The sequence below is a fragment of the Klebsiella michiganensis genome, assembly GCF_015139575.1.
Taxonomy (GTDB): Bacteria; Pseudomonadota; Gammaproteobacteria; order Enterobacterales; family Enterobacteriaceae; genus Klebsiella; species Klebsiella michiganensis.
The window spans coordinates 416345-441700 of sequence record NZ_AP022547.1; the positions used below are offsets into that span (position 1 = coordinate 416345).

The following is a 25356-nucleotide window of genomic DNA, read 5'->3' on the forward strand; positions in this document are numbered from 1 at the left end:
ATTCCCGGCTTTTTCATTTCTGCGGACCCGATTAGCGTTTCGGCCCCGCGGCCACCAGCGCAGCGCCCGCCGGCGTATCGGTGTACTTCTCGAAGTTCTCGATAAACAGCTTCGCCAGCTGTTCCGCTTTCTCCTGCCACTGCTCCGGCGATCCGTAGGTGTTGCGCGGGTCAAGGATATGGGTATCCACGCCGGGAAGCTCGGTCGGGATCTGCAGCTCAAACATCGGCAGAGTGAAGGTTTCGGCGTTGTCCAGCGAACCATCAAGAATGGCGTCGATAATGGCGCGAGTATCTTTGATAGAGATACGTTTACCGGTACCGTTCCAGCCGGTGTTGACCAGATAGGCCTGCGCGCCGGACGCCTGCATGCGTTTCACCAGCACTTCCGCGTACTGCGTCGGGTGCAGCGACAGGAACGCCGCGCCAAAGCAGGCGGAGAAGGTTGGCGTCGGCTCCGTAACGCCGCGCTCGGTACCCGCCAGTTTGGCGGTGAAGCCAGACAGGAAATGGTACTGGGTCTGGTCGGCGGTCAGGCGAGAAACCGGCGGCAGGACGCCAAAGGCGTCGGCGGTCAGGAAGATAACCTTGGTGGCATGACCGGCCTTAGAGATCGGCTTAACGATGTTCTCGATATGGTTGATCGGATAAGAGACGCGGGTGTTTTCGGTCTTCGAACCGTCGTTAAAATCGATGGTGCCGTCAGCCAGCACCACCACGTTCTCCAGCAGCGCATCGCGGCGAATCGCATGGTAGATATCCGGCTCCGCGGCTTCGGAAAGCTTAATGGTCTTGGCGTAGCAGCCGCCTTCGAAGTTGAAGACCCCGTCGTCATCCCAGCCGTGTTCGTCATCGCCAATCAGACGGCGTTTCGGATCGGTAGAGAGGGTGGTCTTGCCGGTACCGGAAAGGCCGAAGAAGATGGCGACATCCTCTTTTTCCCCTACGTTGGCGGAGCAGTGCATGGAGGCGATGCCCTTCAGCGGCAGCAGGTAGTTCATGATCGAGAACATCCCTTTTTTCATTTCGCCGCCGTACCAGGTGCCGCCGATGAGCTGAATGCGCTCGGTCAGGTTGAACGCGACGAAGTTCTCGGAGTTCAGACCCTGTTCTTTCCACTGCGGGTTGGTGCACTTGGCGCCGTTCATCACGATGAAGTCCGGTTTGAAGTTTGCCAGCTCTTCATCGCCTGGTCGGATAAACATGTTCTTCACGAAATGCGCCTGCCAGGCGACTTCGGTAATAAAGCGGACGCTCAGGCGGGTGTCGGCATTGGCGCCGCAGAAGGCGTCAACGATAAACAGACGCTTGCCGGAGAGCTGGCGGGTCACCAGCCCCTTCAGGTGCTGCCACGTTTCCTCAGAGAGCGGCTTGTTGTCGTTCTTGCCTTTGCCTTTATCAGCCCACCACACCGTATCGCGGGTGGTGTCGTCACGAACGATATACTTATCTTTTGGAGAACGGCCGGTAAAAATACCGGTATCTACGGCGATTGCACCAAGATTTGTTAATACGCCACGTTCATAGCCTTCCAGATTGGGGGCGAGCTCTTCTTCATACAAAGTGTCGTAGCTGGGGTTATGAACGATATCCTGGACGTCATTGATACCATAAGCCTTGAGATCCTGCGGGGTTAAACCATTATTAACGCGCATGTCACTGCTCCTTAGCCAATATGTACTGCTTTAAATTGTAGGGTTTATTACGGGGTATAGACCGCGACCAGGCTCATAGATTTACGTATCTCGACAAACGGCGGACTTACGAAAAACGTTGTGACTCCTGTCACGAGGCGTAGGGGATTATCTCAGGAATTGGGGCATAGTTGGGGGTAGATGTTTCTTAATGGTTAAAAAGTAATTAAAAAAACTGTTGAAATGTGAATGTAATCGCTTACCTGAAAGAAAATTACGTAACTCTTTCATGGGGAATCGATTCACCACGCGCAGAAAAAGCGTTGACGCCAGGCGCGAAAAGGGAAACCGCGCCTGACGAAGCGATGATTAGTGGAGCTGCGGGTCGGCCGGGGAGGCGTTGTTACGAATTTCGGCAATATCCATCGCATTAAAGATGTAGTGATTACCGCAGTAGTCGCAGTGCATATCGATTTCACCTTCATCGGCCAGGATGCTATCGATCTCCTCATCCGGCAGCGTTTTCAGCGCGCCGGCGCAGCGCTCGCGAGAGCAGGTGCATTTAAACTCGACGTTCTGCGGCTCGTAAACGGTGACTTCTTCTTCGTGATACAAGCGCCAGAGCACATCGTTTGCTGGCAGGGTAAACAGCTCTTCAGCTTTGATGGTCTCAGTCAGGGTGCTCAGATGTTCGAAATCCGCCGCCTGTGCGTCCTGCGCCGGCAGAACCTGCAGCAGCATGCCGCCGGCCATCGGTTTACCGTCGTGTTCACCGCTACGAATGATCAGTCGGGTCGGCAGCTGTTCGGAGCGCTGGAAGTAATCTTCGAGGCAGGCCGCAAGGGTATCCCCCTCGAGACCGACCACGCCCTGATAGCGCTCGCCCTCTTCCGGAGAGATGGTAATGACCAGATATCCGTTACCGACCATGGTTTTCAGGTCCGCCCCTTCCGGGATCTCGCCCTGGACGCGGGCTACACCGCGCATCTGCTGCTGGTTGTTGCCGTTGATCACCGCCAGCGACAGCGGGCCATCGCCCTGCAGCTGAACGGTAATATCGCCGGCGAACTTCAGCGTGGCGGTCAGCAGGCTGGTGGCAACCAGCAGTTCCGCCAGCACGGTTTTCACCGGCTGCGGGTAGCTATGGTTGGTCAGAATCTGTTCTAAAGTTTCTGAAACGGTTACCAGCTCACCGCGTACGGCATAGTTTTCAAACAGATAGCGGTGTAATTGATCGTGTTGAGTCATAATCATCTCTCTTGCGGGCCACAGTTATTCACTATCGCCGTGTTTAAATCTCATCAGGTCGCGGCGCTCTTTCTTATCCGGTCGCCTGTCGGGATGCGGCATGGTTAACGCGTTCATCTTCCGCGCCAGCGCCATTTTCTCGCGTTTCTCGATGCTCTCCGCCGTCTCTTCATAAAGCGCGACGGCTTCACTGGCGGGTCTGCGCTGTTCGGTAATGCCCTTTACCACGATGGTTCGTTCGTCATTACCCTGGCGAAGCAGCAGGGTCGCGTTCAGCTCGACCACTTTGCCCGGCTTACTGCGTTGTCCGTTATAGTGCACCTTGCCGCCTTCAATCATCTCGCGCGCCAGCGCACGGGTTTTATAAATGCGGGCCGCCCACAGCCATTTGTCCAGCCTGACGGCTTCGACGGGTTTTTCTTTCATGGCCTCTCCTGTTATAGGGTCAGCGAGGGGATCAGATGCCGGTAGTCATTCAACCCCGGATGGCGAGCGTAGCTTTTTTCCGCCAGCCCGGAATCGGGGTTGGTGATACCGAGGCAATAGCGGATGCCGTACTCCGCCGCCGCGTCCAGAATCGCCTCGTTATCGTCGACGAAGAGCGTATTACGCGCGTCGAAGCCGGTTTCTTCAGCCACGGCGTGCCACAGCCGCTGATCTTCTTTCGGATAACCAAATGTGTGGGTGGAAAGCAATAAATCAAGGTGTGCATCCAGCCCGGTGTGCTTTAGCTTCACCGCCAGATTATGCGGATGGGCGTTGGTCAGCAAAATCCGCCGTTTGCCGCTGTTTTTTAGCGCCTCGAGGAACGGCACGGTATCTTCACGCAGCGCGGCCCTTGGCCCCTGCTCGCTGGTCATCGCGCAAATATCCAAACCCAGGCGCTCGCTCCAGTAGTCCAGGCAGTACCAGTTTAGCGTATGTTGCACCGCGTGGTACTCCTGGCGCATTGCGTCCCTGGCTTCCTGCAGGTTGAGACCCCGCGAGGCGCCCCAGGTTTCCGGCACCAGTTTTTGCCAGAAGTAGTTGTCGAAGGCGAGGTCGAGCAGCGTGCCGTCCATATCCAGCAGAACGGTATCAACCTCCTGCCAGGCGATATCAAAATGCATGGTGAGTCTCCAGCGAGGGGGAAATTGCGCGACAGGGTATCATACCCGGTCGCGCAGAAAATTATTCTTGCGGTTCCGGCGAGGAAAGGAGATCCGGATTCAGGCAGCTTTCGTAGTATTTCTGAATCTCTTCCTGACGCTGGCGATGGCGCTGATAGCGACGAAAAGCCTGGAGGCCGTGATACGCCGTGCAGCCCAGCATGGTCAGCAGCAGCAGAGTGGTGCCGAGATAGCGCCACAGACCGGTGCGATCGGGAATACGATGCAGGTTGATATGTTGCGTCCCGTTGGCATCGGTATAAAGATTGGTGACGATGCCTTCTGCCTGGAACGGCGTGTGCATTAACATGCCCGCCAGGCGCTGCAGTTCGCTCCACTGCTGGTGTGCAGGGAAGTCGTATAACCCGGTGCCTGGCCATGGCTGATTCACCAGGTCGCTGCCTTCATCGCTGGCAATCAGGAAACCGCCGGGCGCCGGGCTATTCAGCGCCTGCGCCGCGCGCGAGGTTTCACGGCTGATGAACGGGGCGGTGGAGGTGGTGACCAGATTCTCCAGCGACTCCGCGCTTACCGGGCGTAACAGGACGTTGACGCCATCCAGCTTACCCGCGTTTGCGCGTTTGGTCAGGGTTTCCCAGTTGCGGGTATTACCGAGGTTAACCAGCGCATTCTTCAAACGAACGCAATCGTCTTTCGCAGAGCACAGGTCGTTAGTTTTGGTGACGATATCGCCAAAGTCATCCAGCAGCACCATGCCTGACTTCTGAATGGCGGAACGCAGCGCCGGGCTGACGCGCGAATCGTCATCGGATTCGGGATGGAGCTGGCGCTGAACTGTCTGCATCAGGGCGGTGGCTTTACTGACGATATCTGACTCCGGCAGCGGCAGGGGAGGGGCATCATTCCAGACGATTTGTGAACAATCGAACGGCATAAACGGCGAGTTCTCTTTTGCCGTCCAGGCGCCCGGCGAGTGGATGTTGCACATTCCAGTGCCTTTCAGGCGCAGCGTGTCGCCGATGCGAATCTTTGACTTCTCCAGCTGGGCAACCGTCGTGGCTTCGATAGTTTGTGCGCCCTTGAGCCATGAAAGGGTGAATTTAAAGGGCATATTCAGCGGTACGCTGGCCCACAGCATCACGACGACCAGCAGCGCGCCCAGGGCGATAATCGCGCTGCGGAGCCAGTACTGAAGCGGGAAGTTTTTGACCTCATCATGCAGCGACAGGAAGCGCCCCTGGCGGACAACGTGGCGGCTAAGATAGATGTCGATATCCGTTTGTTGGCCGAGGTCCTGCGCGATCCACGGCTGCCAGTGGCGCGGGTAGATAAGATCGATAATGCCGAGGGAAATATTATTGATATGTTCCTGGTCGTTTTCACCAAACAGCCCCCAGCGTTTAGGCATGCCGCGCAGGCAGTGAATTTCCCGCAACGATGTTTTACGTGGGGGGGCGTAAATACCCCATATGCCCGCAAGCAGGAGAAGCAACCCGCCGCCCAGTAGCCAGGGGGAAAAAACGTTGGGAGTCATCAGGCTGCAATAAAACAGCAGGAAACCGGTGACCACCAGGATGGCTTCGCGCAGACCGTCAGGGCGGCTAAGCGCGTACTCTTCAGGGGTTTCCGGGCGGATGTTCAGCAGCTCAATTTGTTCGCTCTCTTCTCCGCGGATGGAAGCCTGAGGCACGGAGGATTTTTCAAGCGCCAACCCTCGGGACTCGTGCGGGTAGTCGCTGAGAGTTTGCCCGTTGAGAGCAATCACCAGCGGCAGGCTATCGGTGGAGATTAATTCGACGCTGTTTTCATCATTGATGTGTTGTTCCCAGAAGGGGGGAAGATGAATTTCAACGGAATCAAGGAAGTAGCGCCATTTGTTGAGGTCGTCGGTGGTGATGCCGTAACGAGTGATGGCTCGGGTGACGCTATAAACGGTGCCACTCTGTTCGTTCAGGGTCAGGTTTACCGGCGCGCTGCTGGCGCCTGATGCCGGCAGCTGCTGGTTGCGGCTGAGACGGTCGAGGTATTTTTCTACGGCGCTGCGCTCTTCATCGGAAAGCTTGCGCGTCGCGGCATCGCTAAAGGCCTGCAGCAGCGGCAGGCGACGACGTCTTGCATGCGTGCGATACCACCACCCGATAATCAATGCGCAGATTAGCAGAGCTATCAAAAATATCAGAAAGGTGCCCATGCCCATCCCATCATAGTTATTCTTTTCTTACTGGTATCGTCGGTTGCCATTCATCAATGGAGGTAAAACAGCCGTCGCAATCGGCACTCTGTTAAAGCGGGAACATCTCTTATGCAAAGCAGCAGCATACAACCTTATCAAAAACGTTAAAATCCAGGAATCAGTATATTCTCAAATACTATTCAACCTATTGACTTTTTAGTCATTGTGATAATCGGGCTCGGGACGGGAAAGTTGCAACTATGTAAATTAGTAGCGATTAGGATTGCCGAAACCGTGCTGCGTATCGCACAATGGCCGCTGTAATCACAGCATAGACCGATGACAATGAGCAAATCATTACAAAAACCCACTATTCTCAACGTTGAAACAGTCGCGCGCTCGCGCCTTTTTAATGTTGAAAGCGTGGACCTCGAGTTCAGCAACGGCGTGCGCCGAGTGTATGAACGGATGCGGCCTTCTACCCGTGAAGCCGTGATGATTGTGCCGATTGTCGATGACCATATAATCTTGATTCGCGAATACGCTGTCGGTACGGAATCCTATGAACTGGGCTTCTCAAAAGGCCTGATCGATCCGGGTGAAAGCGTACTGGAGGCCGCCAACCGAGAGCTAAAAGAAGAGGTCGGCTTTGGCGCGCAAAAACTGACGTTTTTGAAAAAGCTGAGCATGGCCCCCTCCTACTTCTCCAGCAAGATGAACATTCTGGTGGCGGAAGATCTTTATCCGGAATCGCTGCCCGGCGACGAGCCCGAGCCGCTGCCCCAGGTTCGCTGGCCGCTGTCGCAGCTGATGACGCTGCTTGATGAAGAAGACTTTAACGAAGCGCGTAACGTTAGCGCGCTGTTCCTGCTGCGCGAATGGCTGCAGGCTCAGGGGCGGCTGTAGCGTCACTCCCGGATAACGAAAAATGCCCCGCGGCTGCCTCACGGCGCCGTTGCGGTAGGTCGTGGTAAAGGCGCCAGCCGTGGCACGATATCTACAACCGGTTTTCCGTCAGCCAAAAAAAAGCGCCCGCAGGCGCTTTTTTTGTCAGAACAGTTCGTGGGTTTCCCCACCGCCATCGGTAATGGTGGTGCCGACTTCATGAACCGCCTGCTGGGTAGGCTGAGTGCCCTCAATAAAGTACTCAGCGCGGCTGTTACCGCCGCTGGCCAACTGACCGGTACTGCGGTCAATGTTGACCGTAATAATACCCGGCGGCGGCGTAAGCGGTTCTTCCGGTACGCCTTGCAGCACGTTTTTCATAAAGTCATCCCAGGCCGGCTGAGCGCTTTTGGCGCCGCCTTCATAGCCCGATATCTGATCTTTGATTGCCCCGGAGGCAGTGGTGCGGCCAAGGTCGCGACGGTGGTCATCGAAGCCGATCCATACCGACGTCACCACGCCAGGGCCGTAGCCCGAGAACCACGCATCTTTTGAACTGTTGGTGGTCCCGGTTTTGCCGCCGATATCGTGACGCTGCAGATCGCGTCCCGCTCGCCAGCCGGTGCCCATCCAGCCCGGTTCGCCGAAGATGTTAGTGTTCAGGGCGCTTTTAATCAGGAACGCCAGCGGGGTGTTGATCACGTGCGGCGCATACTCCGGTGCGCCACTTTGCGCCACCAGCGACTGGTTCGCCTGCGCCAGCTGCGGCTGCGGAGGAACGCCGGGGTTTTGCGGGTCCTGAGAGGTCGCTACGTCCTCAACGTCTTTGTTCTCGAGCACATCGGACTTCGGCGTATCGCCATAAATCACCGGAATATTGCACTGCGGGCAGGCAATTTTTGGCCGCTCTTCAAAAATGACGCCGCCCTGATCGTTCTCGATTTTGCTGATGAAATAAGGGCTGACCAGGAAACCGCCGTTAGCCATCACCGAATAGCCGCGAGCAACCTGAAGCGGGGTGAAAGACGCGGAGCCCAGCGCCAGCGATTCTGTCCGCACGATGTTCTGCGCCGGGAGGCCGAAGCGCTGAAGATACTCTGCCGCGTAGTCCACGCCCATGGCCCGCATCGCGCGAACCATGACAACGTTCTTTGATTGACCCAGCCCCTGACGCAGGCGGATAGGGCCCGCATACTGCGGCGGGGAGTTTTTTGGCCGCCAGTCGGAGCCGGAGCCGGCATCCCAGCGGGAAATCGGCACATCGTTGAGCATGCTCGCCAGCGTTAAGCCTTTATCCATTGCCGCTGTGTAGAGGAACGGCTTAATGTTAGAACCGACCTGGCGCAGCGCCTGAGTCGCGCGGTTGAACTTGCTCTGGTTGAAATCGAAGCCGCCGACCAGCGCAATGATCGCCCCGTTTTGCGGGTTGATCGATACCAGCGCCGAGTTGACATCAGGCACCTGCGATAGCCACCAGCTGCTACCCACCTGGCGGACCCACACCTGCTGCCCGGCCTGCACCACATCGTTCACTTTACGCGGCGTGGCGCCCTGTTGGGTATCAGAGATAAACCGACGTGCCCAGCGGACGCCTTCCATATTCAGCGACACCGAGGTGCCGTTGCTCATGAGTGCGACGGCTTCCTGCGGGCTTGCCGAAGTGACTACCGCCGGAGAGAGCGGTCCGGTACTCGGGGTTTTTTTCAGGGTATCGAGGATTTTCTGGTTATCCCACGGCGTTTCGCCCACCTTCCACAGCACCTTTTCCGGGCCGCGATAGCCGTGGCGCATGTCGTAATCCAGCACGTTATTCCGCACCGCCTGCTGGGCTGCCTGCTGATTTTTACGGGTAATGGTGGTGTAGACGCGATAACCGTCTTCATAAGCCTGCTCGCCGTAGCGGCTGACCATTTCCTGACGCACCATTTCGCTAAGATACGGGGAGGAGAAGGCGATTTCCGGCGTATGGTAGCTGGCGTCAATCGTCTGGCTACGCGCCTGATCGTACTGCGACTGCGTGATGTAGCCTTCGCTCAGCATCCGTGAGAGAACAACGTTGCGGCGGGCGGTTGCGCGATCCATGGAGTAGAGCGGGTTAAACGTCGACGGCGCTTTAGGCAGGCCCGCAATGACCGCCATTTCGCTCAGCGTAAGCTGATCGACGGATTTCCCAAAATAGACCTGCGCGGCCGCGCCGACGCCGTAGGCGCGGTAGCCAAGATAGATTTTGTTCAGGTACAGCTCAAGGATTTCATCTTTATTGAGCAACTGCTCGATGCGGATCGCGAGGAAGGCTTCTTTCACCTTACGCATCAGCGTCTTCTCAGGGCTCAGGAAGAAGTTGCGCGCCAGCTGCTGAGTAATCGTACTGGCGCCCTGCGAGGCGTGGCCGGAGAACATCGCGACGCTGGCCGCGCGGAAAATTCCGACCGGGTCAACGCCATGATGCTCATAAAAACGGCTATCTTCGGTGGCGATAAACGCTTTTATCAGCTCAGGCGGCATTTGCTGCAGCGTGACGGGAATACGGCGTTTTTCGCCATATTGCGCAATCAGCTCGCCATCCGCGCTATAGACCTGCATCGGGATCTGCAGGCGCACATCCTTCAGGGTTGCGACGTCGGGGAGCTGCGGCTCTATATATTTATAGAGACCAAAAATCGAGCCTGCTCCCAGCAGTACGCAACAGACTGCAAGGATAAAAAGATACTTTACGAACTTCACCGGAGATTTCTCATTTAGTTTTCATTGGGCAGTTTATAAACAAACGCGCAGTAGTATAAAGGCAAGCCTGGAGCATTGATATAGCGAAGCATATCGGCGGATAAGGAGATCGTAGGCATGGCTTTTAGAAACTGGCGCATAGGAATGCATATTCAGCAGGACCATATTGCTATCGTCGCGTTATTACTCGAGCGTTCACGCTGGGCGCTACGTCGCTGGTGGAGTATCCCGCTGATGCCCGGCACCGTGCGGCAGGGCATCGTGGTAGACGTTGAGTCGCTGGCCCGCCAGCTGCAGCCCTGGCGGCGGGAGCTGCCTTTGCAGCATCAGGCGTGTATTGCCTTCCCGGCGGCGCGAACGCTGCAAAAGCAGCTTCCGCGCCCGCAGATTTCATTACGAGAAAGCGAGCAGGCGACCTGGATCGCCAGCGCGATGGCGCAGCAGCTGGAAATGCCCGCGTCATCGCTCTGCGTCGATTATGTGGACGCCAGAGCGGCCGATGGCTGGCGGGTCACCGCCGCGCAGCGCCTGGATATTAACGTCCTCGGCCAGCTGGCGAGCCGCCTTAAGCTGAAGGTGGTCGGAATTGTGCCGGACGCCAGCGCGCTTGGCGCCTTTTTCCCCTGGCTGCCCGTCGAGGTTCAGGGGCTGGCGTGGCGTGACGAAACGAGCTGGCTTTGGGCGACCGCCGATAGCTGGGGATGCTGTCCATGCAGCGACGTACCCTCTTTTCCCGGCCTGGTTTCCCGGGTGAACGCCGGAGAGTTTCGCCTTTGCACCTCTGCCTCGCTCGACGGGCAGAATTTTGACGCATGGAGCGCCATTCATCGCCTGCAGCCCCCGCTCCCGGCCCGTGGCGATAGCTTTACCGTTGCCCTCGGCCTGGCGCTGGGAGCGGGTCAGTCATGAGCCACATCGTTAACTTCCTTCCCTGGCGCGAAACGCGTCGACGGCAACGTCTGCGGATGGCAGGACTGCTGATTGTGGGTTTGCTGCTTATTCTGCTTGCGGCGATCCTCGCCTCACAGCTCAACAAACGGGCCAGCCACTCGCTTGAAACGGCGAGGATAAGCGCTGACGACCTGCTTTATAGCGCATTACAGCAGCGTGAACGCGCCATGCGCCAGCGCCTGCAGCAGCAGGAACAACGGCGCCTGCGCTATCTGCGGCGCGAGAGAACCGCCGCCTGGCAGCCAACGTTACAGGCGATAGCGTCGCGTATGCCGGAGCACGCCTGGTTAACGCTGCTGGAATACCGACAGAATACCCTGGTACTGAGCGGACTCACGTTGCATCTAAAGGGGCTGGCTGAGCTTGAAAAGGCGCTGGGGAGCGTTGCCGGCTTGCGTCCGCCAAAGGCGGGAGAAACGCACCGCGACAGCGAAGGGCGCTGGTTATTTCACTTTTCCATGGCCGAAGAGGACGACAATGCAGTGGGACGTTGAATGTTGGCTGACGGGGCGCAAATATCTGTTCATGATATCCGCCGCTCTGGTCCTCATCGCCGTAATCGGGTTCTGGCTACTGCTGCCTCTCCAGGCAGAAACGTCGGCGGGGCGCTCGCCGCAGGTACAGGCGCAGTGGCGAAAACTGCTGCCGCTGCGTAGCGCTTTACAGACCGCCGGGATGGAGGAAGGTGCGACCCAGGTTTTTACGCCTATTGATCTTCCGATTGCCGGGGCGACGCTTATCGCCTGGCGGCCAGGGGGCTCCGCAGGCGAGATGCAGCTGGCGGTTGACTGGCAAGCGGTGCCCGCGCTCTTTTCCTGGCTGGCTCGCTGCGGGATGCGCGCTACGGCTTTCTCCCTGCAGCCGGAAAAGCAGGCGTTACGGTTGACCCTGCATCTGGAGGCGGAAGATGCGCCTTAAATGGTGGTGCTGGCTGCTGTTCCCGCTCCCGCTGCTGGCTGAAGAGCGCGATCCGTTTCAGCCCCCGGTGGACCGCTGCCGGACGGCGCAGCTTAGCCAGTGGCGCTACGGCGGTGCTATCGGCGATTCGCTGGCGCTTATGGGGATCGTGCAGGATAGCGCCGGGAAATGGCGTCGCGTGAGGGCGGAGGCGATTTTGCCCACGGGCTGGCGGGTGACGCGCCTGACGCCAGAGAAAATGACAATATCAACCGGTCCTGGGTGTGAACCCGCACAGTGGGTCTGGCTGCGAAAGGGAATAAAGAATAATGCGATGGACAAGCCTGCTGTTTCTGCTCCTGCCGCTGATGGTCGTCGCGGCCAAAAAGGATCTTCCCGTGTCGCTGGTCGTCGATGATGCGCCGGTGTCCCAGGTACTGCAAACGCTGGCGGAGCTGAAGCAAAAAAATCTCGTGGTGGCTCCTGACGTCAGCGGTACGGTATCTCTTCATCTGAAGGAGGTGCCCTGGTTACAGGCGCTGCGCTCGGTTATCGACAGCGCCGGTCTGGCCCTGACTCAGCAAGGTTCGGTCCTGTACGTGCACACTCAGGCGTGGCAAAAGGCGCAGCGGCTGCAGCTGGAAGCGGAAAAAGCAAAGCGCCTGCAGAATCTTCCTTTGCAGGGACATAGCGTGACCTTGCATTATGCGGATGCAGAAGATTTAGCGAAGGCGGGTGAAAAACTGCTCAGCGCTCGCGGGCATATGATGGTCGATAAGCGAACCAACCGCCTGTTGATTCGTGATGATGCCCGGCACCTCCCGGCGTTAAAAGCGTGGGCCCAGGAAATGGATGTGCCCGTCGGCCAGGTTGAGCTGGCGGCGCACATCGTCTCAATAAGCGAAACCAGCCTGCGCGAACTAGGCGTTAAGTGGAGCCTGGCCGACGCCAGCAGCCCGCCGGGCTCCGGTAAATTAACCACCTTGAGCAGCAACCTGGCGGTAGGGGATGCCAGCACGAGGGCCGGGTTTAACATCGGCCGTATCAGCGGGCGGCTTCTGGAGCTGGAACTTTCCGCGCTTGAGCAGAAGCAGCAGGTGGACATTATCGCCAGCCCTCGGCTGTTGGCTTCCCATATGCAGCCCGCCAGCATTAAGCAGGGCAGCGAGATACCTTATCAGGTCTCCAGCGGCGAAAGCGGGGCGACCTCCGTTGAGTTTAAAGAGGCGGTGCTGGGGATGGAGGTGACGCCGACGGTGCTGCATCACGATCGCGTGCGTTTAAAACTCAGGATTAGCGAAAATACGCCGGGCCAGGTGCTCAAACAGGAAAATGGTGAAGCGCTGGCTATCGATAAACAAGAAATAGAAACGCAGGTTGAAATGAAAAGCGGCGAGACCCTGGCGTTAGGGGGGATCTTTGCGCAGAAAAATAAAACGTCTCGCGATGGTATTCCTCTCCTTAGCGACATCCCCTGGCTTGGTCAGTTATTTCGCCGTGACGGTAAGGATAACGAACGACGTGAACTGGTTGTCTTCATCACTCCACGTATTCTGGCAGTGCATTAAGCGGGTTTTTCATGCTAAACACGTTTCAGGTGTTTGACGTGAGGACGGATTTAGCATACAAGGGGTACCGATTTGAGAGTCGGGTACGACATCAATCCTCCCTTTCTTGTCCGGTGATTTATTCTGTTGCCAAACCAGCCGGAGTATTGAGATAATTTTTAGTCTGACTCTCGCTCTAATTGCATATGAGGTTTCAGTTCATGTCCTGCTGCGCTGGGTGTCTGCGAAGCGGGTTTACCATTAACGAATAGTCTTAGTAGTACCGAAAAAATGGCAGAGAAACGCAATATCTTTCTGGTTGGGCCTATGGGTGCCGGCAAAAGCACTATTGGGCGCCAGTTAGCCCAACAGCTCAACATGGAATTTTACGATTCCGATCAAGAAATTGAGAAACGCACTGGCGCAGATGTGGGTTGGGTCTTTGATGTAGAAGGCGAAGACGGCTTCCGCGACCGTGAAGAAAAAATCATCAATGAGTTGACGGAAAAACAGGGAATCGTGCTGGCAACCGGCGGTGGCTCTGTAAAATCCCGTGAAACGCGTAACCGTCTCTCCGCCCGCGGCGTGGTGGTCTACCTGGAAACAACTATCGAAAAGCAGCTTGCCCGTACGCAGCGCGATAAAAAGCGTCCTTTGCTGCAGGTTGATGCTCCGCCTCGCGAAGTACTGGAAGCGCTGGCGGATGAACGCAATCCGCTGTACGAAGAGATTGCAGATGTCACTATCCGCACTGACGATCAAAGCGCGAAAGTGGTAGCAAACCAGATTATTCATATGCTGGAAAGCAACTGATTCTGGCTTAATAAAGTGCGTCAGAGTAAAAGCAACTGAGGTGGACGTCGCGTTATGGAGAGGCTTACTGTAACCCTCGGGGAACGTAGTTACCCGATTACCATCGCGGCTGGTTTGTTTAACGATCCAGCTTCCTTCCTGCCACTGAAATCAGGCGACCAGGTCATGCTGGTCACCAATGAAACGCTGGCGCCGCTTTATCTGGATACCGTACGCTCCGTACTTGAGCAAGCGGGCGTAAAAGTCGATAGCGTGATTCTTCCCGACGGCGAGCAGTTTAAAAGCCTGGCGGTGATGGATACCGTTTTTACCGCGCTATTGCAAAAACCACACGGCCGCGACACGACGTTAGTGGCGCTCGGCGGTGGGGTGATTGGTGATTTAACGGGATTTGCAGCGGCCAGCTACCAGCGTGGCGTGCGCTTTATTCAGGTTCCTACCACTCTGCTGTCGCAGGTGGATTCTTCGGTCGGCGGCAAAACGGCCGTCAACCATCCTCTCGGCAAAAACATGATTGGCGCCTTCTGGCAGCCGGTTTCTGTTGTTGTCGATCTTAACTGTCTCAAAACGCTGCCGAAGCGTGAGCTCTCTTCCGGCCTGGCTGAAGTGATCAAGTACGGCGTTATTCTTGACGGCGAATTTTTCGACTGGCTGGAAAATAATATTGATGCATTGCTGGCGCTGGATGAAAAAGCGATGGCGTACTGTATCCGTCGCTGCTGTGAGCTGAAAGCTGAAGTTGTCGCCGCCGACGAGCGCGAAACCGGGTTACGTGCTTTACTCAATCTTGGCCATACTTTTGGTCATGCTATCGAAGCTGAGATGGGCTACGGTAACTGGTTACATGGTGAAGCGGTCGCTGCCGGTATGGTGATGGCGGCGCGTGCATCCGAACGTCTGGGGCGGTTTAATCCGCAGGATACGCAGCGCATTATTCATCTGCTGCAGCGTGCTGGCTTGCCGGTAAGTGGCCCGCAGGAGATGGCAGCAGAGGCGTATTTGCCCCATATGATGCGTGATAAAAAGGTGCTGGCGGGCGAGATGCGGCTGGTGCTACCCCTCGCGATAGGGAAGAGCGAGATACGCGGCGGAGTCCCGCATGATGTTGTTCTTGGCGCGATTGCTGATACTCAGCAGGCGCAACAATAAGAAGGTCTGGCCGCGTTCGCGCGGCGTTATCATTTCGGGTGACGTGCAATAGTCGTGAGCATAAGCCTTTTAGTGGGGTGTTAAATGGATGAATTAAAACCAGAAGACGATATGAAAGCCGATCGCAGCGATCGTCGTACTGGTCGTTCTCGTCAGTCTTCAGAGCGTGATGCCGATCCGCAAATCAATTTTGATGATGTCGAACTTGATGATGCTGACGATGGTCGCCCGACGCGCGGCAGCAAAGCACGCCGTGAGCGCGATGAAGAACAGTATGAAGAGTACGAAGAAGAAGTAGAGTCTGACGAAGACGATGACGAAGAGCGTCAGGTTGAGCGTCGTCCTCGTAAGCGTAAGAAGGCGCCTGCGAAACCGGCTTCCCGTCAGTACATCATGATGGGCGTGGGGATCCTCGTTCTGCTGCTGCTGATCGTTGGCGTGGGTTCCGCGCTGAAATCACCATCCTCATCCAGCGAGCAAACGGCTTCCGGCGAGAAGAGCATCAACCTGTCCGGCGAGCAGGACAATAATAATACCCAGCCTGCTGCTCAGGATTCATCAGCGGCAAACAACGCGCAGCCGCAGGATGTTTCTCTGCCGCCTATCGCGTCTAACCCGACTCAAGGTCAGGCGACGGCTGAACCCCAAGGCCAGCAGCGCGTTGAGGTTCAGGGCGATCTGAACAATGCGCTGACCCAGCAGCAGGGTCAGATTGATAGCGCGGTCGCGAATTCTACTCTGCCAACTGAACCAGCCACCGTTGCGCCAGTGCGCAATGGCACCGCGGCCCCGCGCCAGGCGACGACAGAGCGTCAGACGGCGGCGACACCGCGCCCGGCGGAGCGTAAGCATACGGTTATCGAACCGAAACCGCAGGCCACGGCGAAAGCGCCGACCCAGCCGAAGCCGGCAGCGGTCCAGCCTAAGCGTGTCGAAAACGTCGCGACCACGACGCCGGCAGCCGCGCAGCCGACTAAGCCTGCCGCAACTGCCCAGGCCAAACCAGCCGCGACTACCGCGCCTGCTGCGACCGCGACCACCGCGCCAGCAGCAACTGCCGCTGCCGCTCCGGCTGCTACGGCCGCTGCGGGTAAAAGTGCGGGTGACGTCAGTTCGATGAAGTCTGCGCCGTCCGGTCACTACACGCTGCAGCTCAGCAGCTCTTCTAACTACAACAACCTCAACAGTTGGGCGAAGAAAGAGAAGCTGGAAAAATATGTTGTCTATGAGACTACGCGTAACGGTCAGCCCTGGTATGTCCTGGTGAGCGGCATCTACGCTTCGAAAGATGAAGCGAAACGTGCTGTTGCTACGCTGCCAGCAGATGTACAGGCAAAAAATCCGTGGGCAAAACCGCTGCATCAGGTTCAGTCTGACCTGAAATAATGCCGCAGTGTAGTCTGAAGCGCAGGATGCTGTCGGAGCTTTCTCCACAGCCGGAGAATGTGTAATTAGTTAGGCAGCATGAAAAAGAATCGCGCTTTTCTGAAATGGGCAGGGGGTAAATACCCCCTGCTTGACGATATTAAGAAGCATCTGCCGCAGGGCGACTGCTTGATTGAGCCTTTTGTGGGCGCCGGGTCGGTATTTCTGAATACCGACTTTTCTCGTTATATCCTCGCTGATATCAATAGTGATTTGATTAGTCTGTATAACATCGTCAAGCTGCGTACCGATGACTATGTTACGGCGGCGCGTGAGATGTTTACGCCAGAGAACAACGTCGCAGAGCAGTATTATCGGTTCCGTGATGAGTTCAACCAGAGTCAGGAGCCGCTGCGTCGCGCGGTGCTGTTCCTGTATCTGAATCGTCATGGCTACAATGGCCTGTGTCGCTACAATCTGCGCGGTGAGTTTAACGTGCCGTTTGGTCGCTATAAGAAGCCCTATTTTCCCGAAGCTGAGCTGTATCATTTCGCGGAGAAGGCGCAGCATGCAGAGTTTCATTGTGAATCTTATGAAGAGTGCATGAAGCGGGCAGATAATCGCTCCGTTGTTTACTGCGATCCGCCCTATGCGCCGCTGTCATCAACGGCGAATTTTACGGCTTATCATACGAATAGCTTTAGCCAGGAGCAGCAGGAGCTGCTGGCCAAAAAGGCGGAATCGCTGATGAAAAAGCGCATTCCAGTGCTGATTTCAAACCATCGCACGCCGCTCACTGAGGAGTGGTACAAAAACGCCGCTGAGACGCATATTGTGAAGGTTCGACGCAGCATCAGCAGCAACGGTGGTACACGTAAGAAGGTGGACGAGCTTCTGGCTCTGTACCGTCCGCCCAAGACCAAATAAATTTCAAGGAGATGCGGATGAAGCAGTATTTGATTGCCCCTTCGATTCTGTCGGCTGATTTTGCCCGTCTGGGCGAGGATACCGCCAATGCGTTGGCTGCGGGTGCGGATGTTGTGCACTTTGACGTGATGGACAACCACTACGTGCCGAATCTGACCATTGGTCCGATGGTGCTTAAATCACTGCGAAATTACGGTATCACCGCGCCGATTGATGTGCATTTGATGGTCAAGCCCGTTGACCGCATCGTTCCTGATTTTGCCGCCGCGGGCGCCAGCATCATTACTTTCCATCCGGAAGCTTCTGAACACGTTGACCGCACGCTGCAGCTTATCAAAGAGCACGGCTGTAAAGCCGGTCTGGTGTTTAACCCGGCCACTTCCCTGAGCTACCTCGACTACGTGATGGATAAGCTGGATGTCATCCTGCTGATGTCCGTCAACCCAGGCTTTGGCGGTCAGTCTTTTATTCCGCACACCCTGGAAAAACTGCGTGAAGTTCGTCGTCGCATTGATGAATCCGGCTACGACATCCGTCTGGAAGTCGACGGCGGCGTAAAAGTCAGCAATATCGCTGAGATTGCCGCAGCCGGTGCGGATATGTTTGTTGCCGGATCGGCCATTTTCGATCAGCCTGACTACAAAAAAGTGGTCGATCAAATGCGTAGCGAATTAGCAAAGGTTAGCCATGGATAAGTTACAAAATATTCGCGGCGTGGCGTTCGATCTCGACGGGACGCTGGTAGACAGCGCGCCGGGATTGACTGCTGCCGTTGATAACGCCCTGTATGCGCTGGAACTGCCGATGGCGGGCGAAGAGCGCGTCGTGACCTGGATTGGCAACGGCGCTGACGTTCTGATCCAGCGGGCTCTGACCTGGGCCCGTCAGGAGCGCGCGGCGCTGAGAGCGGCGCAGGGTAAACCTTCCGTCGATCATGACGATATCCCGCAGGCTGAACAGCAGGCCATTTTGCGCAAGCTGTTCGACCGCTACTATGGCGAAGTGGCGGAAGAGGGGAGCTTTTTGTTTCCCGCCGTTGCCGATACGCTGGGCGCGCTGCACGCAAAGGGTCTGCCGCTGGCGCTGGTAACCAATAAACCGACGCCGTTTGTCGCGCCGATTCTGGCGTCGCTGGATATCGCGAAATATTTTACCGTTGTTATCGGCGGCGATGATGTAAAAAACAAAAAACCGCACCCGGAACCGCTGCTTCTGGTCGCGGAGAAACTGGGGCTGGCACCCGCGGAGCTGCTGTTCGTTGGCGACTCGCGCAACGATATTCAGGCCGCGAAGGCCGCGGGCTGCAGCTCGATCGGCCTGACCTACGGCTACAACTACGGCGAGCCGATTTCGCTGAGCGAGCCGGATTATATCTTTGACCAATTTAATGAACTCTTGCCCGCTTTCGGGCTACCGTACAGTGAAACTCAGGAATAAAAAATGACTAAGCCCATCGTTTTTAGTGGCGCACAGCCCTCCGGTGAATTGACCATTGGCAACTATATGGGTGCGCTGCGTCAGTGGGTAAACATGCAGGACGATTACCACTGCATTTACTGCATCGTTGACCAGCACGCGATTACCGTTCGTCAGGACCCGCAGCAGCTGCGTAAGGCCACGCTGGACACCCTGGCGCTGTATCTGGCGTGCGGTATCGACCCGCAAAAAAGCACCATCTTCGTTCAGTCCCACGTGCCGGAGCACGCGCAGCTCGGCTGGGCGCTGAACTGCTACACCTATTTCGGCGAACTGAGCCGTATGACCCAGTTTAAAGACAAGTCATCGCGCTATGCGGAAAACATTAACGCCGGTCTGTTTGACTATCCGGTACTGATGGCTGCCGACATTCTGCTGTATCAGACTAACCTGGTCCCGGTTGGCGAAGACCAGAAACAGCACCTGGAGCTGAGTCGCGATGTCGCCCAGCGTTTCAACGCTATCTACGGCGACGTGTTTAAAGTGCCGGAACCGTTTATTCCAAAATCCGGCGCGCGCGTGATGTCGCTGCTGGAGCCGACCAAAAAGATGTCCAAGTCAGATGATAACCGCAACAACGTTATCGGCCTGCTGGAAGACCCGAAATCTGTGGTGAAGAAGATCAAACGCGCGGTCACCGACTCCGACGAGCCGCCGGTTGTTCGCTACGACATCCAGAACAAAGCGGGCGTCTCCAACCTGCTGGATATCCTCTCTGCCGTTACCGGTCAGAGCATTCCAGAGCTGGAGCAGCATTTTGAAGGCAAAATGTACGGTCACCTGAAGGGCGAAGTGGCTGAAGCCGTTTCCGGCATGCTGACCGAACTGCAGGAGCGCTATCACCGATTCCGCGGTGATGAAGCATTCCTCAATCAGGTCATGAAAGAGGGTGCAGAGAAAGCCAGCGCTCGCGCTTCCATTACCCTGAAAGCGGTTTACGAAGCGATTGGTTTCGTCGCTAAGCCCTGAGCAACTTGCTGGTCTCAGCGCAATAAAAAGCCGGGTGCAATGCATCCGGCTTTTTAATTTGTGAGCGGTTTTGAGCTACATCAGCGTCATTAATGGTTGGAGAACCAGTTTAGCTTATCGCGCAGGCCGACCACGCGGCCGACAATAATCAGCGCCGGGCTGGCCATTTGCTGGGCCAGAATATCCAATTGTTCTAACGTGCCGGTGACAACCTTCTGCGTTATCGCCGTTCCGTTTTCAACGATGGCTGCGGGCATATCCGCCGCCATGCCGTGGGCAATCAGTTTTTCCCGGATCGCCGGGGCCTGGTTCAGGCCCATATAAAACACCAGGGTTTGCTTTTCAACCGCCAGGTTTTCCCAGTCCAGCTCGCCGCCGGTCTTAAGGTGGCCGGTGACCAGGCGCACGCCCTGGGCAAAATCCCGGTGGGTCAGGGGAATGCCCGAGTAGGCGGAACAGCCTGAGGCCGCGGTAATTCCCGGTACAACGGAGAACGGAATACCGGCATGGCACAAGGTTTCCAGCTCTTCGCCGCCGCGGCCAAAGATAAACGGATCGCCGCCTTTCAGTCGTACAACGCGTTTCCCCCCCTGGGCTTCGCGCAGCAGAATCTGGTTAATCTCTTCCTGCGGTACGCAGTGGTAGCCCGAGCGTTTACCCACGAAGACCCGGTCGGCATCGCGGCGCACCAGATTCATGATATCGTCGGAGACCAGGCGGTCATAAACCACGACATCGGCCTGCTGTATTTGCTGCAGGCCTTTGAGGGTCAGCAGTCCGGCGTCGCCGGGGCCGGCGCCCACCAGTACCACTTCACCGCGATGATCCAGCGGTTCGGTCAGCAACTGCTCCGTGGCGTCAGCGACGGCCTGGCGGTCCTCGTTGGCCAGCGACTGCGCCAGCCTGTCGTTAACAAACAGTTTCTCCCAAAAGCGTCGGCGCTCGCCGACGGTGGCAAACTGTTTCTTTACTCTTGAGCGCAGCTGACCTGCGTAGTGGGCCAGCTGGCCTAAATGCAGCGGTAAAACTGATTCCAGCTTTTCGCGCAGCAGGCGCGCCAGAACCGGCGAGGTGCCGCCGGATGAGACGGCCACCATCAGCGGCGAGCGGTCGATAATCGACGGCATAATAAAGCTGGCCTGCTGAGGGGCGTCGACCACGTTACAAAATATTCGCCTTTCTTCCGCTGACGCGCTGACTCGTTGATTAACCGCTTCGTTGTCGGTTGCGGCAATGGCCAGCCAGCAGTTATCCAGCAGAGCAGGATTAAACTCGCCCTGAACCAGGGTCAGCATGTTTGCATCGGCCCATACCTGGAATTGCGGCACAAAATCCAGGGCATTGACCGTTAATCTGGCGCCAGCGTCCAGTAACAGGCGAGCTTTACGTTCAGCCACATCGCCGCCGCCGACTAACAGGCAGTCGCGATCGCGTAATTGGCAAAATATAGGCAAATGGTCCACGACATTCCCTCTTAATTATTGGCAGCAGCCTTAGAATCTGGCTATCAGGCTATCTTATTTATCAGGTTGAACCTGGGCAATGTTCAACCTGCCAGCACCGATTACGTCTACTGAGCCAGACTCTTAGTCTCGTTAGTTTTTTCCGGGGCGGGGCGCTCCGATTGCGGCGTAGCATACCAATAACCCAATCCCATAAATACGACACCGGACAAAGTATTGCCGAGTGTTACCCATAACAGATTGTGACCGATTCCCGCAAGCGTGTAGGCATCGCTATGATGGCCAAACCAGGAGAGGGCGAACAGCGTCATATTCGCGACGGAGTGCTCATAGCCGGACGCGATAAACGCCAGCAGACACCACCAGATAGCAATAAATTTTGCCGCGCCTTCGGTACGGATTGCCATCCAGATCGCCAGACACACCAGCCAGTTACACAGTGCGCCTTTGAAAAAGAGCGCCATCGCGGATTGGCTGGTTTTTGCCAGCGCGACGGTGTGGACGAGGCTGGTATCGACCGGCAGCAGGCTGCCGCCGCCCCAGCTATACAGCAGCGCCACGAAAACGGAACCCACAAGGTTACCCATCCAGGTTTGCGGCAGAATCGCCCACATCTGCCCCTGGCTGATGGTCCCCGCCTTCACGCCCAGGGTCAGGAACATAGTGTGGCCGGTGAACAATTCAGAGCCGGCGATAATCACCAGCGTTAACGCAATGCCAAAGGTGGCGCCCATCACCAGCGGGCGAACGGCAGGGTCGAGCAGGTTGCCGAGGGTGAATATAAGGATGATGCCGAGGCCGACGTAGGCACCCGCCATCATGGCGCTAACCCAGAAGCTGAGTGGATTATTGACCGAGAGGCGCGCAATGCGCCCGGCGTTGGCCGCGCACTTGTTTATTGTGTCCGTAAACATAGGAGTTCCTTTAGCACCTCATCCCTTGCGCTGGCTCTTGGTTAGCTGCCTTCGCGATGCAGTAGAAATGACGTTGTGCCATCAATTGAAGAAAAAAATGCAAAAAAAGGGAGGCGTTGCGCCTCCCGTAAAGTGATTAACCGCGTAGCTGCACGACGCCGTCTTTCACTCGGGCTTCATAGTGCGCCACCGAATGGCTTTCATCTTCCATACACAGGCCGTCGCGCAGGCGGAAGCGCTGCTTTTTCAGCGGACTGGCCACCCACAGTTCGCCCTGATGTTCGGCGATCAGGCCGCGAGACAGGACGCTGGATTCAAAGAACGGGTCGATATTGCTAATCGCAAACACCTGGTCTCCGTGATAGGGGCGGAAAATCGCCACCTGTTTGTCGCCTAACAGCGCGCAGACGCCGGTTTCCGGCAGGATGTCATCGAGTTTGCAGATGTTTTTCCACTGGCTCATGCGTTTTCCTCCACCAGAGTTACCGGGATACGTTCGTAGGGCGCGGCCGGGCGATGCTGTTCACGCTCAGGGACCACCTGGACGTTCGGATCGCGCTTATCGCTGTTGATGAAGTGTTTAAAGCGCACCTGGGCCGCTGGGGTGTTAACGGTTTCCGTCCACTCGCAGACTACCGCTTCACGCAGGCGGGCCATCTCTTCTTCCAGATGTTCGTTCAGGCCCAGCTTGTCGTCGATGATGACCGACTTCAGATAATCGATGCCGCCTTCCAGGTTATCCAGCCACGGTGCGGTACGGGTCAGTTTGTCGGCGGTACGGATGTAGAACATCATGAAGCGGTCGAGGTATTTCATCAGCGTTTCGCGGTCAAGATCCGCTGCCAGCAGATCCGCGTGGCGCGGCTTCATGCCGCCGTTGCCGCAGACGTAAAGGTTCCAGCCTTTCTCAGTGGCGATGATGCCGACGTCTTTACCCTGGGCTTCCGCACATTCGCGGGTACAGCCGGAGACGCCAAACTTCATTTTATGCGGCGTACGAATGCCTTTGTAGCGGTTTTCCAGCTCGACGCCGAAACCCACGCTGTCGCCTACGCCGTAGCGGCACCAGGTGCTGCCTACGCAGGTTTTCGCCATCCGCAGCGCCTTGGCATACGCGTGACCGGTTTCGAAGCCCGCGTCGATCAGCTGACGCCAGATTTCCGGCAGATCGTCTTTTTGCGCGCCGAACAGGCCGATACGCTGAGAGCCGGTGATCTTGGTGTACAGATTAAATTCGCGGGCGATACGGCCGACGGCCACCAGGCCTTCCGGCGTGATTTCGCCGCCCGCAGAGCGCGGGATAACGGAGTAGGTGCCGTCTTTCTGGATGTTGGCCAGGAAGTTGTCGTTGGTATCCTGCAGCGGGGTATGCTGTGGCTTGAGGATATATTCGTTCCAGCAGGAAGCCAGCAGCGAGCCAACGGTCGGTTTACACACTTCGCAGCCGTAGCCTTTACCGTGTTTCGCCAGCAGCTCTTCAAAGGTTTTGATGCCTTCCACCCGGATGAGGTGGAACAGTTCCTGACGGGAGTACGCAAAGTGCTCGCACAGGTTATTGTTGACTTCGATGCCCTGTTTCGCCAGTTCGGCGTTGAGCACCTGAGTCACCAGCGGGATACAGCCGCCGCAGCCGGTACCGGCTTTGGTTTCCGCTTTCAGCGCCGCCACCGTGTGGCAGCCTTTATTAATAGCGGCAATCAATGCGCCCTTGGTGACGTCAAAGCAGGAGCAAATTTGTGCGCTGTCCGGCAGTTTATCGACGCCGATGGACGGCTTACCGCTGCCCGCGTGCGCTGGGAGGATCAGCGAGTCCGGGTTTTCCGGCAGTTCGATGGCGTTCAGCACCAGCTGCAGCAGGTTGCCGTAATCGCTGGTATCGCCCACCAGCACCGCGCCGAGCAGGGTCTTGTTGTCAGGGCTGACGATAAGGCGTTTGTAGACCTCTTTGCTTTCGTCGAGGTAAACGTAGCTGCGCGCGCCCGGCGTACGACCGTGAGCGTCGCCAATACCGCCGACGTCAACGCCCAGCAGCTTCAGCTTGGCGCTAAGATCCGCGCCTTCAAAGGCGTTTTCGGTCTGGAGGATATGGTCAACGGTAACCTGAGCCATTTTGTAGCCCGGGGCGACCAGGCCGTAAACGCGGTTGTTCCAGCTGGCGCATTCACCGATGGCGTAGATATCCGGGTCAGAGGTCTGGCAGGCGTCGTTAATCACGATGCCGCCGCGCGGAGCGACTTCCAGACCGCACTGGGTGGCCAGCTTATCGCGCGGGCGGATACCGGTAGAGAAGACGATAAAGTCGACTTCCAGCTCGCTGCCGTCGGCAAAACGCATGGTTTTACGCGCTTCGGTACCTTCCTGAACGATCTCTTTGGTGTTTTTACTGGTGTGCACGCGCACGCCCATGCTTTCAATCTTGCGACGTAGCTGTTCGCCACCCATCTGATCCAGCTGTTCTGCCATCAGCATGGGCGCGAATTCAATCACGTGGGTCTCAACGCCGAGATTTTTCAGCGCGCCCGCGGCTTCGAGGCCTAACAAACCGCCGCCGACGACCGCGCCGCGTTTGCTGCGGCGGGCGCAGGCTTCAATCGCGTTAAGGTCTTCAATGGTACGATAAACAAAGCAGTCCTGGGTTTCAGAACCTTTAATCGGCGGGATCCACGGATAGGAACCGGTCGCCATAATCAGCTTGTCATAGAAAACGGTACGGCCCGCGCTGGAGTGGATAACCTTCTCCTGGCGGTTGATGGTGATGGCGCGTTCGCCGACCAGCACCTTAACGCCGTGCTTCTCGTAGAAACCTTCCCGTACCAAAGAGAGTTCTTCGGCGGTATGGTGAGAGAAGTAGGAGGAGAGGTGCACGCGGTCGTAGGCGATACGGGGTTCTTCACAGAAGACGGTAATATCGAACAGGCTGGCGTCGGATTTATCAAGAAGGTCCTCAATAAAGCGGTGGCCGACCATACCATTACCAATGATAGCGAGTCTGACTTTGCTCATTTTTGCCTCGATTTCTTTTATATTACCGCCTACCTTAACGATTCAGCCGCGACACTTATTGATGCAAATCAATTACACCTTTGCCTACTACTTAAGTGGTATGTTTATGA

General features: G+C 56.7%; 23 protein-coding genes. 13 read left to right on the plus strand and 10 right to left on the minus strand.

What is annotated here, in order from left to right; all coding sequences use genetic code 11:
* Positions 1-31: 31 nt before the first annotated feature.
* The 5 genes from pckA to JLG71_RS01910 all read right to left on the minus strand — a co-directional run bounded on the left by pckA (position 32) and on the right by JLG71_RS01910 (position 6181).
* Complete coding sequence (gene pckA, locus JLG71_RS01890) at positions 32-1654, minus strand: phosphoenolpyruvate carboxykinase (ATP) (protein ID WP_004854959.1); 1623 nt, start codon at positions 1652-1654, stop codon at positions 32-34.
* 348 nt (positions 1655-2002) lie between these two features.
* Positions 2003-2887: an Hsp33 family molecular chaperone HslO gene (hslO, locus tag JLG71_RS01895; RefSeq protein WP_160741635.1), complete on the minus strand. Its 885-nt coding sequence runs from the start codon at positions 2885-2887 to the stop codon at positions 2003-2005.
* A gap of 18 nt (positions 2888-2905) precedes the next feature.
* A complete protein-coding gene (gene hslR, locus JLG71_RS01900; protein ID WP_014227064.1) occupies positions 2906-3307 on the minus strand; it encodes a ribosome-associated heat shock protein Hsp15 in 402 nt (133 codons plus the stop codon).
* 11 nt (positions 3308-3318) lie between these two features.
* A complete protein-coding gene (gene yrfG / locus JLG71_RS01905; RefSeq protein WP_148842251.1) occupies positions 3319-3990 on the minus strand; it encodes a GMP/IMP nucleotidase in 672 nt (223 codons plus the stop codon).
* A gap of 61 nt (positions 3991-4051) precedes the next feature.
* Positions 4052-6181 (minus strand): intracellular growth attenuator family protein, encoded by a 2130-nt coding sequence (locus JLG71_RS01910; protein WP_187228542.1) that lies wholly within the window; start codon positions 6179-6181, stop codon positions 4052-4054.
* 327 nt (positions 6182-6508) lie between these two features.
* On the opposite strand from JLG71_RS01910, the gene nudE reads away from it, so the two are divergent.
* Positions 6509-7069, plus strand: a complete 561-nt coding sequence (gene nudE / locus JLG71_RS01915) for an ADP compounds hydrolase NudE (RefSeq protein ID WP_004854946.1) — start codon at positions 6509-6511, stop codon at positions 7067-7069.
* 144 nt (positions 7070-7213) lie between these two features.
* Here the strand turns inward: nudE and mrcA are convergent, their stop codons facing one another.
* Positions 7214-9772, minus strand: a complete 2559-nt coding sequence (gene mrcA / locus JLG71_RS01920; protein WP_200913954.1) for a peptidoglycan glycosyltransferase/peptidoglycan DD-transpeptidase MrcA — start codon at positions 9770-9772, stop codon at positions 7214-7216.
* A 117-nt stretch (positions 9773-9889) separates the two neighbouring features.
* Here mrcA and JLG71_RS01925 point away from each other — a divergent pair, with 117 nt between their 5' ends.
* From JLG71_RS01925 to trpS, 12 genes are all read left to right on the plus strand, one after another.
* Positions 9890-10681: a type IV pilus biogenesis protein PilM gene (locus JLG71_RS01925; protein ID WP_109241033.1), complete on the plus strand. Its 792-nt coding sequence runs from the start codon at positions 9890-9892 to the stop codon at positions 10679-10681.
* Positions 10678-11217 carry a PilN domain-containing protein gene (locus tag JLG71_RS01930; protein ID WP_187228543.1) on the plus strand — a complete coding sequence of 180 codons (540 nt, stop codon included), beginning with the start codon at positions 10678-10680 and terminating at the stop codon, positions 11215-11217. The genes JLG71_RS01925 and JLG71_RS01930 overlap by 4 nt, the downstream gene beginning before the upstream one ends.
* Positions 11201-11641, plus strand: coding sequence for a HofO family protein (locus tag JLG71_RS01935; RefSeq protein ID WP_200913955.1), 441 nt, complete (start codon positions 11201-11203; stop codon positions 11639-11641). The genes JLG71_RS01930 and JLG71_RS01935 overlap by 17 nt, the downstream gene beginning before the upstream one ends.
* Complete coding sequence (locus JLG71_RS01940; protein ID WP_014839685.1) at positions 11631-12038, plus strand: HofP DNA utilization family protein; 408 nt, start codon at positions 11631-11633, stop codon at positions 12036-12038. The genes JLG71_RS01935 and JLG71_RS01940 overlap by 11 nt, the downstream gene beginning before the upstream one ends.
* Positions 11947-13188, plus strand: coding sequence for a DNA uptake porin HofQ (hofQ, locus tag JLG71_RS01945; RefSeq protein ID WP_025107842.1), 1242 nt, complete (start codon positions 11947-11949; stop codon positions 13186-13188). The genes JLG71_RS01940 and hofQ overlap by 92 nt, the downstream gene beginning before the upstream one ends.
* Before the next feature lie 270 nt (positions 13189-13458).
* Complete coding sequence (gene aroK / locus JLG71_RS01950; protein WP_004106441.1) at positions 13459-13980, plus strand: shikimate kinase AroK; 522 nt, start codon at positions 13459-13461, stop codon at positions 13978-13980.
* A 54-nt stretch (positions 13981-14034) separates the two neighbouring features.
* Positions 14035-15129 carry a 3-dehydroquinate synthase gene (gene aroB, locus JLG71_RS01955; RefSeq protein ID WP_004854923.1) on the plus strand — a complete coding sequence of 365 codons (1095 nt, stop codon included), beginning with the start codon at positions 14035-14037 and terminating at the stop codon, positions 15127-15129.
* Between the two features lie 84 nt (positions 15130-15213).
* Positions 15214-16515 carry a cell division protein DamX gene (gene damX / locus JLG71_RS01960; RefSeq protein ID WP_064378157.1) on the plus strand — a complete coding sequence of 434 codons (1302 nt, stop codon included), beginning with the start codon at positions 15214-15216 and terminating at the stop codon, positions 16513-16515.
* A 78-nt stretch (positions 16516-16593) separates the two neighbouring features.
* Positions 16594-17421, plus strand: coding sequence for an adenine-specific DNA-methyltransferase (gene dam / locus JLG71_RS01965; RefSeq protein ID WP_025107840.1), 828 nt, complete (start codon positions 16594-16596; stop codon positions 17419-17421).
* Positions 17422-17438: 17 nt separating this feature from the next.
* Positions 17439-18116, plus strand: a complete 678-nt coding sequence (rpe, locus tag JLG71_RS01970) for a ribulose-phosphate 3-epimerase (protein WP_004126039.1) — start codon at positions 17439-17441, stop codon at positions 18114-18116.
* Complete coding sequence (gph, locus tag JLG71_RS01975) at positions 18109-18858, plus strand: phosphoglycolate phosphatase (protein ID WP_004854912.1); 750 nt, start codon at positions 18109-18111, stop codon at positions 18856-18858. Before rpe ends, gph begins: the two co-directional genes overlap by 8 nt.
* 3 nt (positions 18859-18861) lie before the next feature.
* Positions 18862-19866, plus strand: a complete 1005-nt coding sequence (trpS, locus tag JLG71_RS01980) for a tryptophan--tRNA ligase (protein WP_102803173.1) — start codon at positions 18862-18864, stop codon at positions 19864-19866.
* 89 nt (positions 19867-19955) lie between these two features.
* Here trpS and cysG read toward each other — a convergent pair whose 3' ends face one another.
* The 4 genes from cysG to nirB all read right to left on the minus strand — a co-directional run bounded on the left by cysG (position 19956) and on the right by nirB (position 25246).
* On the minus strand, positions 19956-21329 hold the full coding sequence (gene cysG, locus JLG71_RS01985; protein WP_004854905.1) for a siroheme synthase CysG: 1374 nt from the start codon (positions 21327-21329) through the stop codon (positions 19956-19958).
* 107 nt (positions 21330-21436) lie between these two features.
* The gene (gene nirC / locus JLG71_RS01990; protein WP_025107837.1) at positions 21437-22243 is read right to left on the minus strand and encodes a nitrite transporter NirC; all 807 of its coding nucleotides are present in this window, start codon (positions 22241-22243) and stop codon (positions 21437-21439) included.
* A gap of 136 nt (positions 22244-22379) precedes the next feature.
* Positions 22380-22706 (minus strand): nitrite reductase small subunit NirD, encoded by a 327-nt coding sequence (nirD, locus tag JLG71_RS01995; RefSeq protein ID WP_004854898.1) that lies wholly within the window; start codon positions 22704-22706, stop codon positions 22380-22382.
* Positions 22703-25246, minus strand: coding sequence for an NADPH-nitrite reductase large subunit (gene nirB, locus JLG71_RS02000; protein ID WP_032751535.1), 2544 nt, complete (start codon positions 25244-25246; stop codon positions 22703-22705). Before nirB ends, nirD begins: the two co-directional genes overlap by 4 nt.
* Positions 25247-25356: the final 110 nt, after the last annotated feature.

Bases quoted from the DNA above. Each gene is read 5' to 3' on its own strand.
- aroK (WP_004106441.1), top strand. From the start codon at position 13,459: ATGGCAGAGAAACGCAATATCTTTCTGGTTGGGCCTATGGGTGCCGGC.
- JLG71_RS01925 (WP_109241033.1), top strand. From the start codon at position 9,890: ATGGCTTTTAGAAACTGGCGCATAGGAATGCATATTCAGCAGGACCAT.
- nirD (WP_004854898.1), bottom strand. From the start codon at position 22,706: ATGAGCCAGTGGAAAAACATCTGCAAACTCGATGACATCCTGCCGGAA.
- damX (WP_064378157.1), top strand. From the start codon at position 15,214: ATGGATGAATTAAAACCAGAAGACGATATGAAAGCCGATCGCAGCGAT.
- yrfG (WP_148842251.1), bottom strand. From the start codon at position 3,990: ATGCATTTTGATATCGCCTGGCAGGAGGTTGATACCGTTCTGCTGGAT.
- JLG71_RS01940 (WP_014839685.1), top strand. From the start codon at position 11,631: ATGCGCCTTAAATGGTGGTGCTGGCTGCTGTTCCCGCTCCCGCTGCTG.
- gph (WP_004854912.1), top strand. From the start codon at position 18,109: ATGGATAAGTTACAAAATATTCGCGGCGTGGCGTTCGATCTCGACGGG.
- hslR (WP_014227064.1), bottom strand. From the start codon at position 3,307: ATGAAAGAAAAACCCGTCGAAGCCGTCAGGCTGGACAAATGGCTGTGG.
- nirB (WP_032751535.1), bottom strand. From the start codon at position 25,246: ATGAGCAAAGTCAGACTCGCTATCATTGGTAATGGTATGGTCGGCCAC.
- aroB (WP_004854923.1), top strand. From the start codon at position 14,035: ATGGAGAGGCTTACTGTAACCCTCGGGGAACGTAGTTACCCGATTACC.
- nudE (WP_004854946.1), top strand. From the start codon at position 6,509: ATGAGCAAATCATTACAAAAACCCACTATTCTCAACGTTGAAACAGTC.
- JLG71_RS01910 (WP_187228542.1), bottom strand. From the start codon at position 6,181: ATGGGCACCTTTCTGATATTTTTGATAGCTCTGCTAATCTGCGCATTG.
- rpe (WP_004126039.1), top strand. From the start codon at position 17,439: ATGAAGCAGTATTTGATTGCCCCTTCGATTCTGTCGGCTGATTTTGCC.
- JLG71_RS01935 (WP_200913955.1), top strand. From the start codon at position 11,201: ATGCAGTGGGACGTTGAATGTTGGCTGACGGGGCGCAAATATCTGTTC.
- nirC (WP_025107837.1), bottom strand. From the start codon at position 22,243: ATGTTTACGGACACAATAAACAAGTGCGCGGCCAACGCCGGGCGCATT.
- dam (WP_025107840.1), top strand. From the start codon at position 16,594: ATGAAAAAGAATCGCGCTTTTCTGAAATGGGCAGGGGGTAAATACCCC.
- JLG71_RS01930 (WP_187228543.1), top strand. From the start codon at position 10,678: ATGAGCCACATCGTTAACTTCCTTCCCTGGCGCGAAACGCGTCGACGG.
- pckA (WP_004854959.1), bottom strand. From the start codon at position 1,654: ATGCGCGTTAATAATGGTTTAACCCCGCAGGATCTCAAGGCTTATGGT.
- hslO (WP_160741635.1), bottom strand. From the start codon at position 2,887: ATGATTATGACTCAACACGATCAATTACACCGCTATCTGTTTGAAAAC.
- trpS (WP_102803173.1), top strand. From the start codon at position 18,862: ATGACTAAGCCCATCGTTTTTAGTGGCGCACAGCCCTCCGGTGAATTG.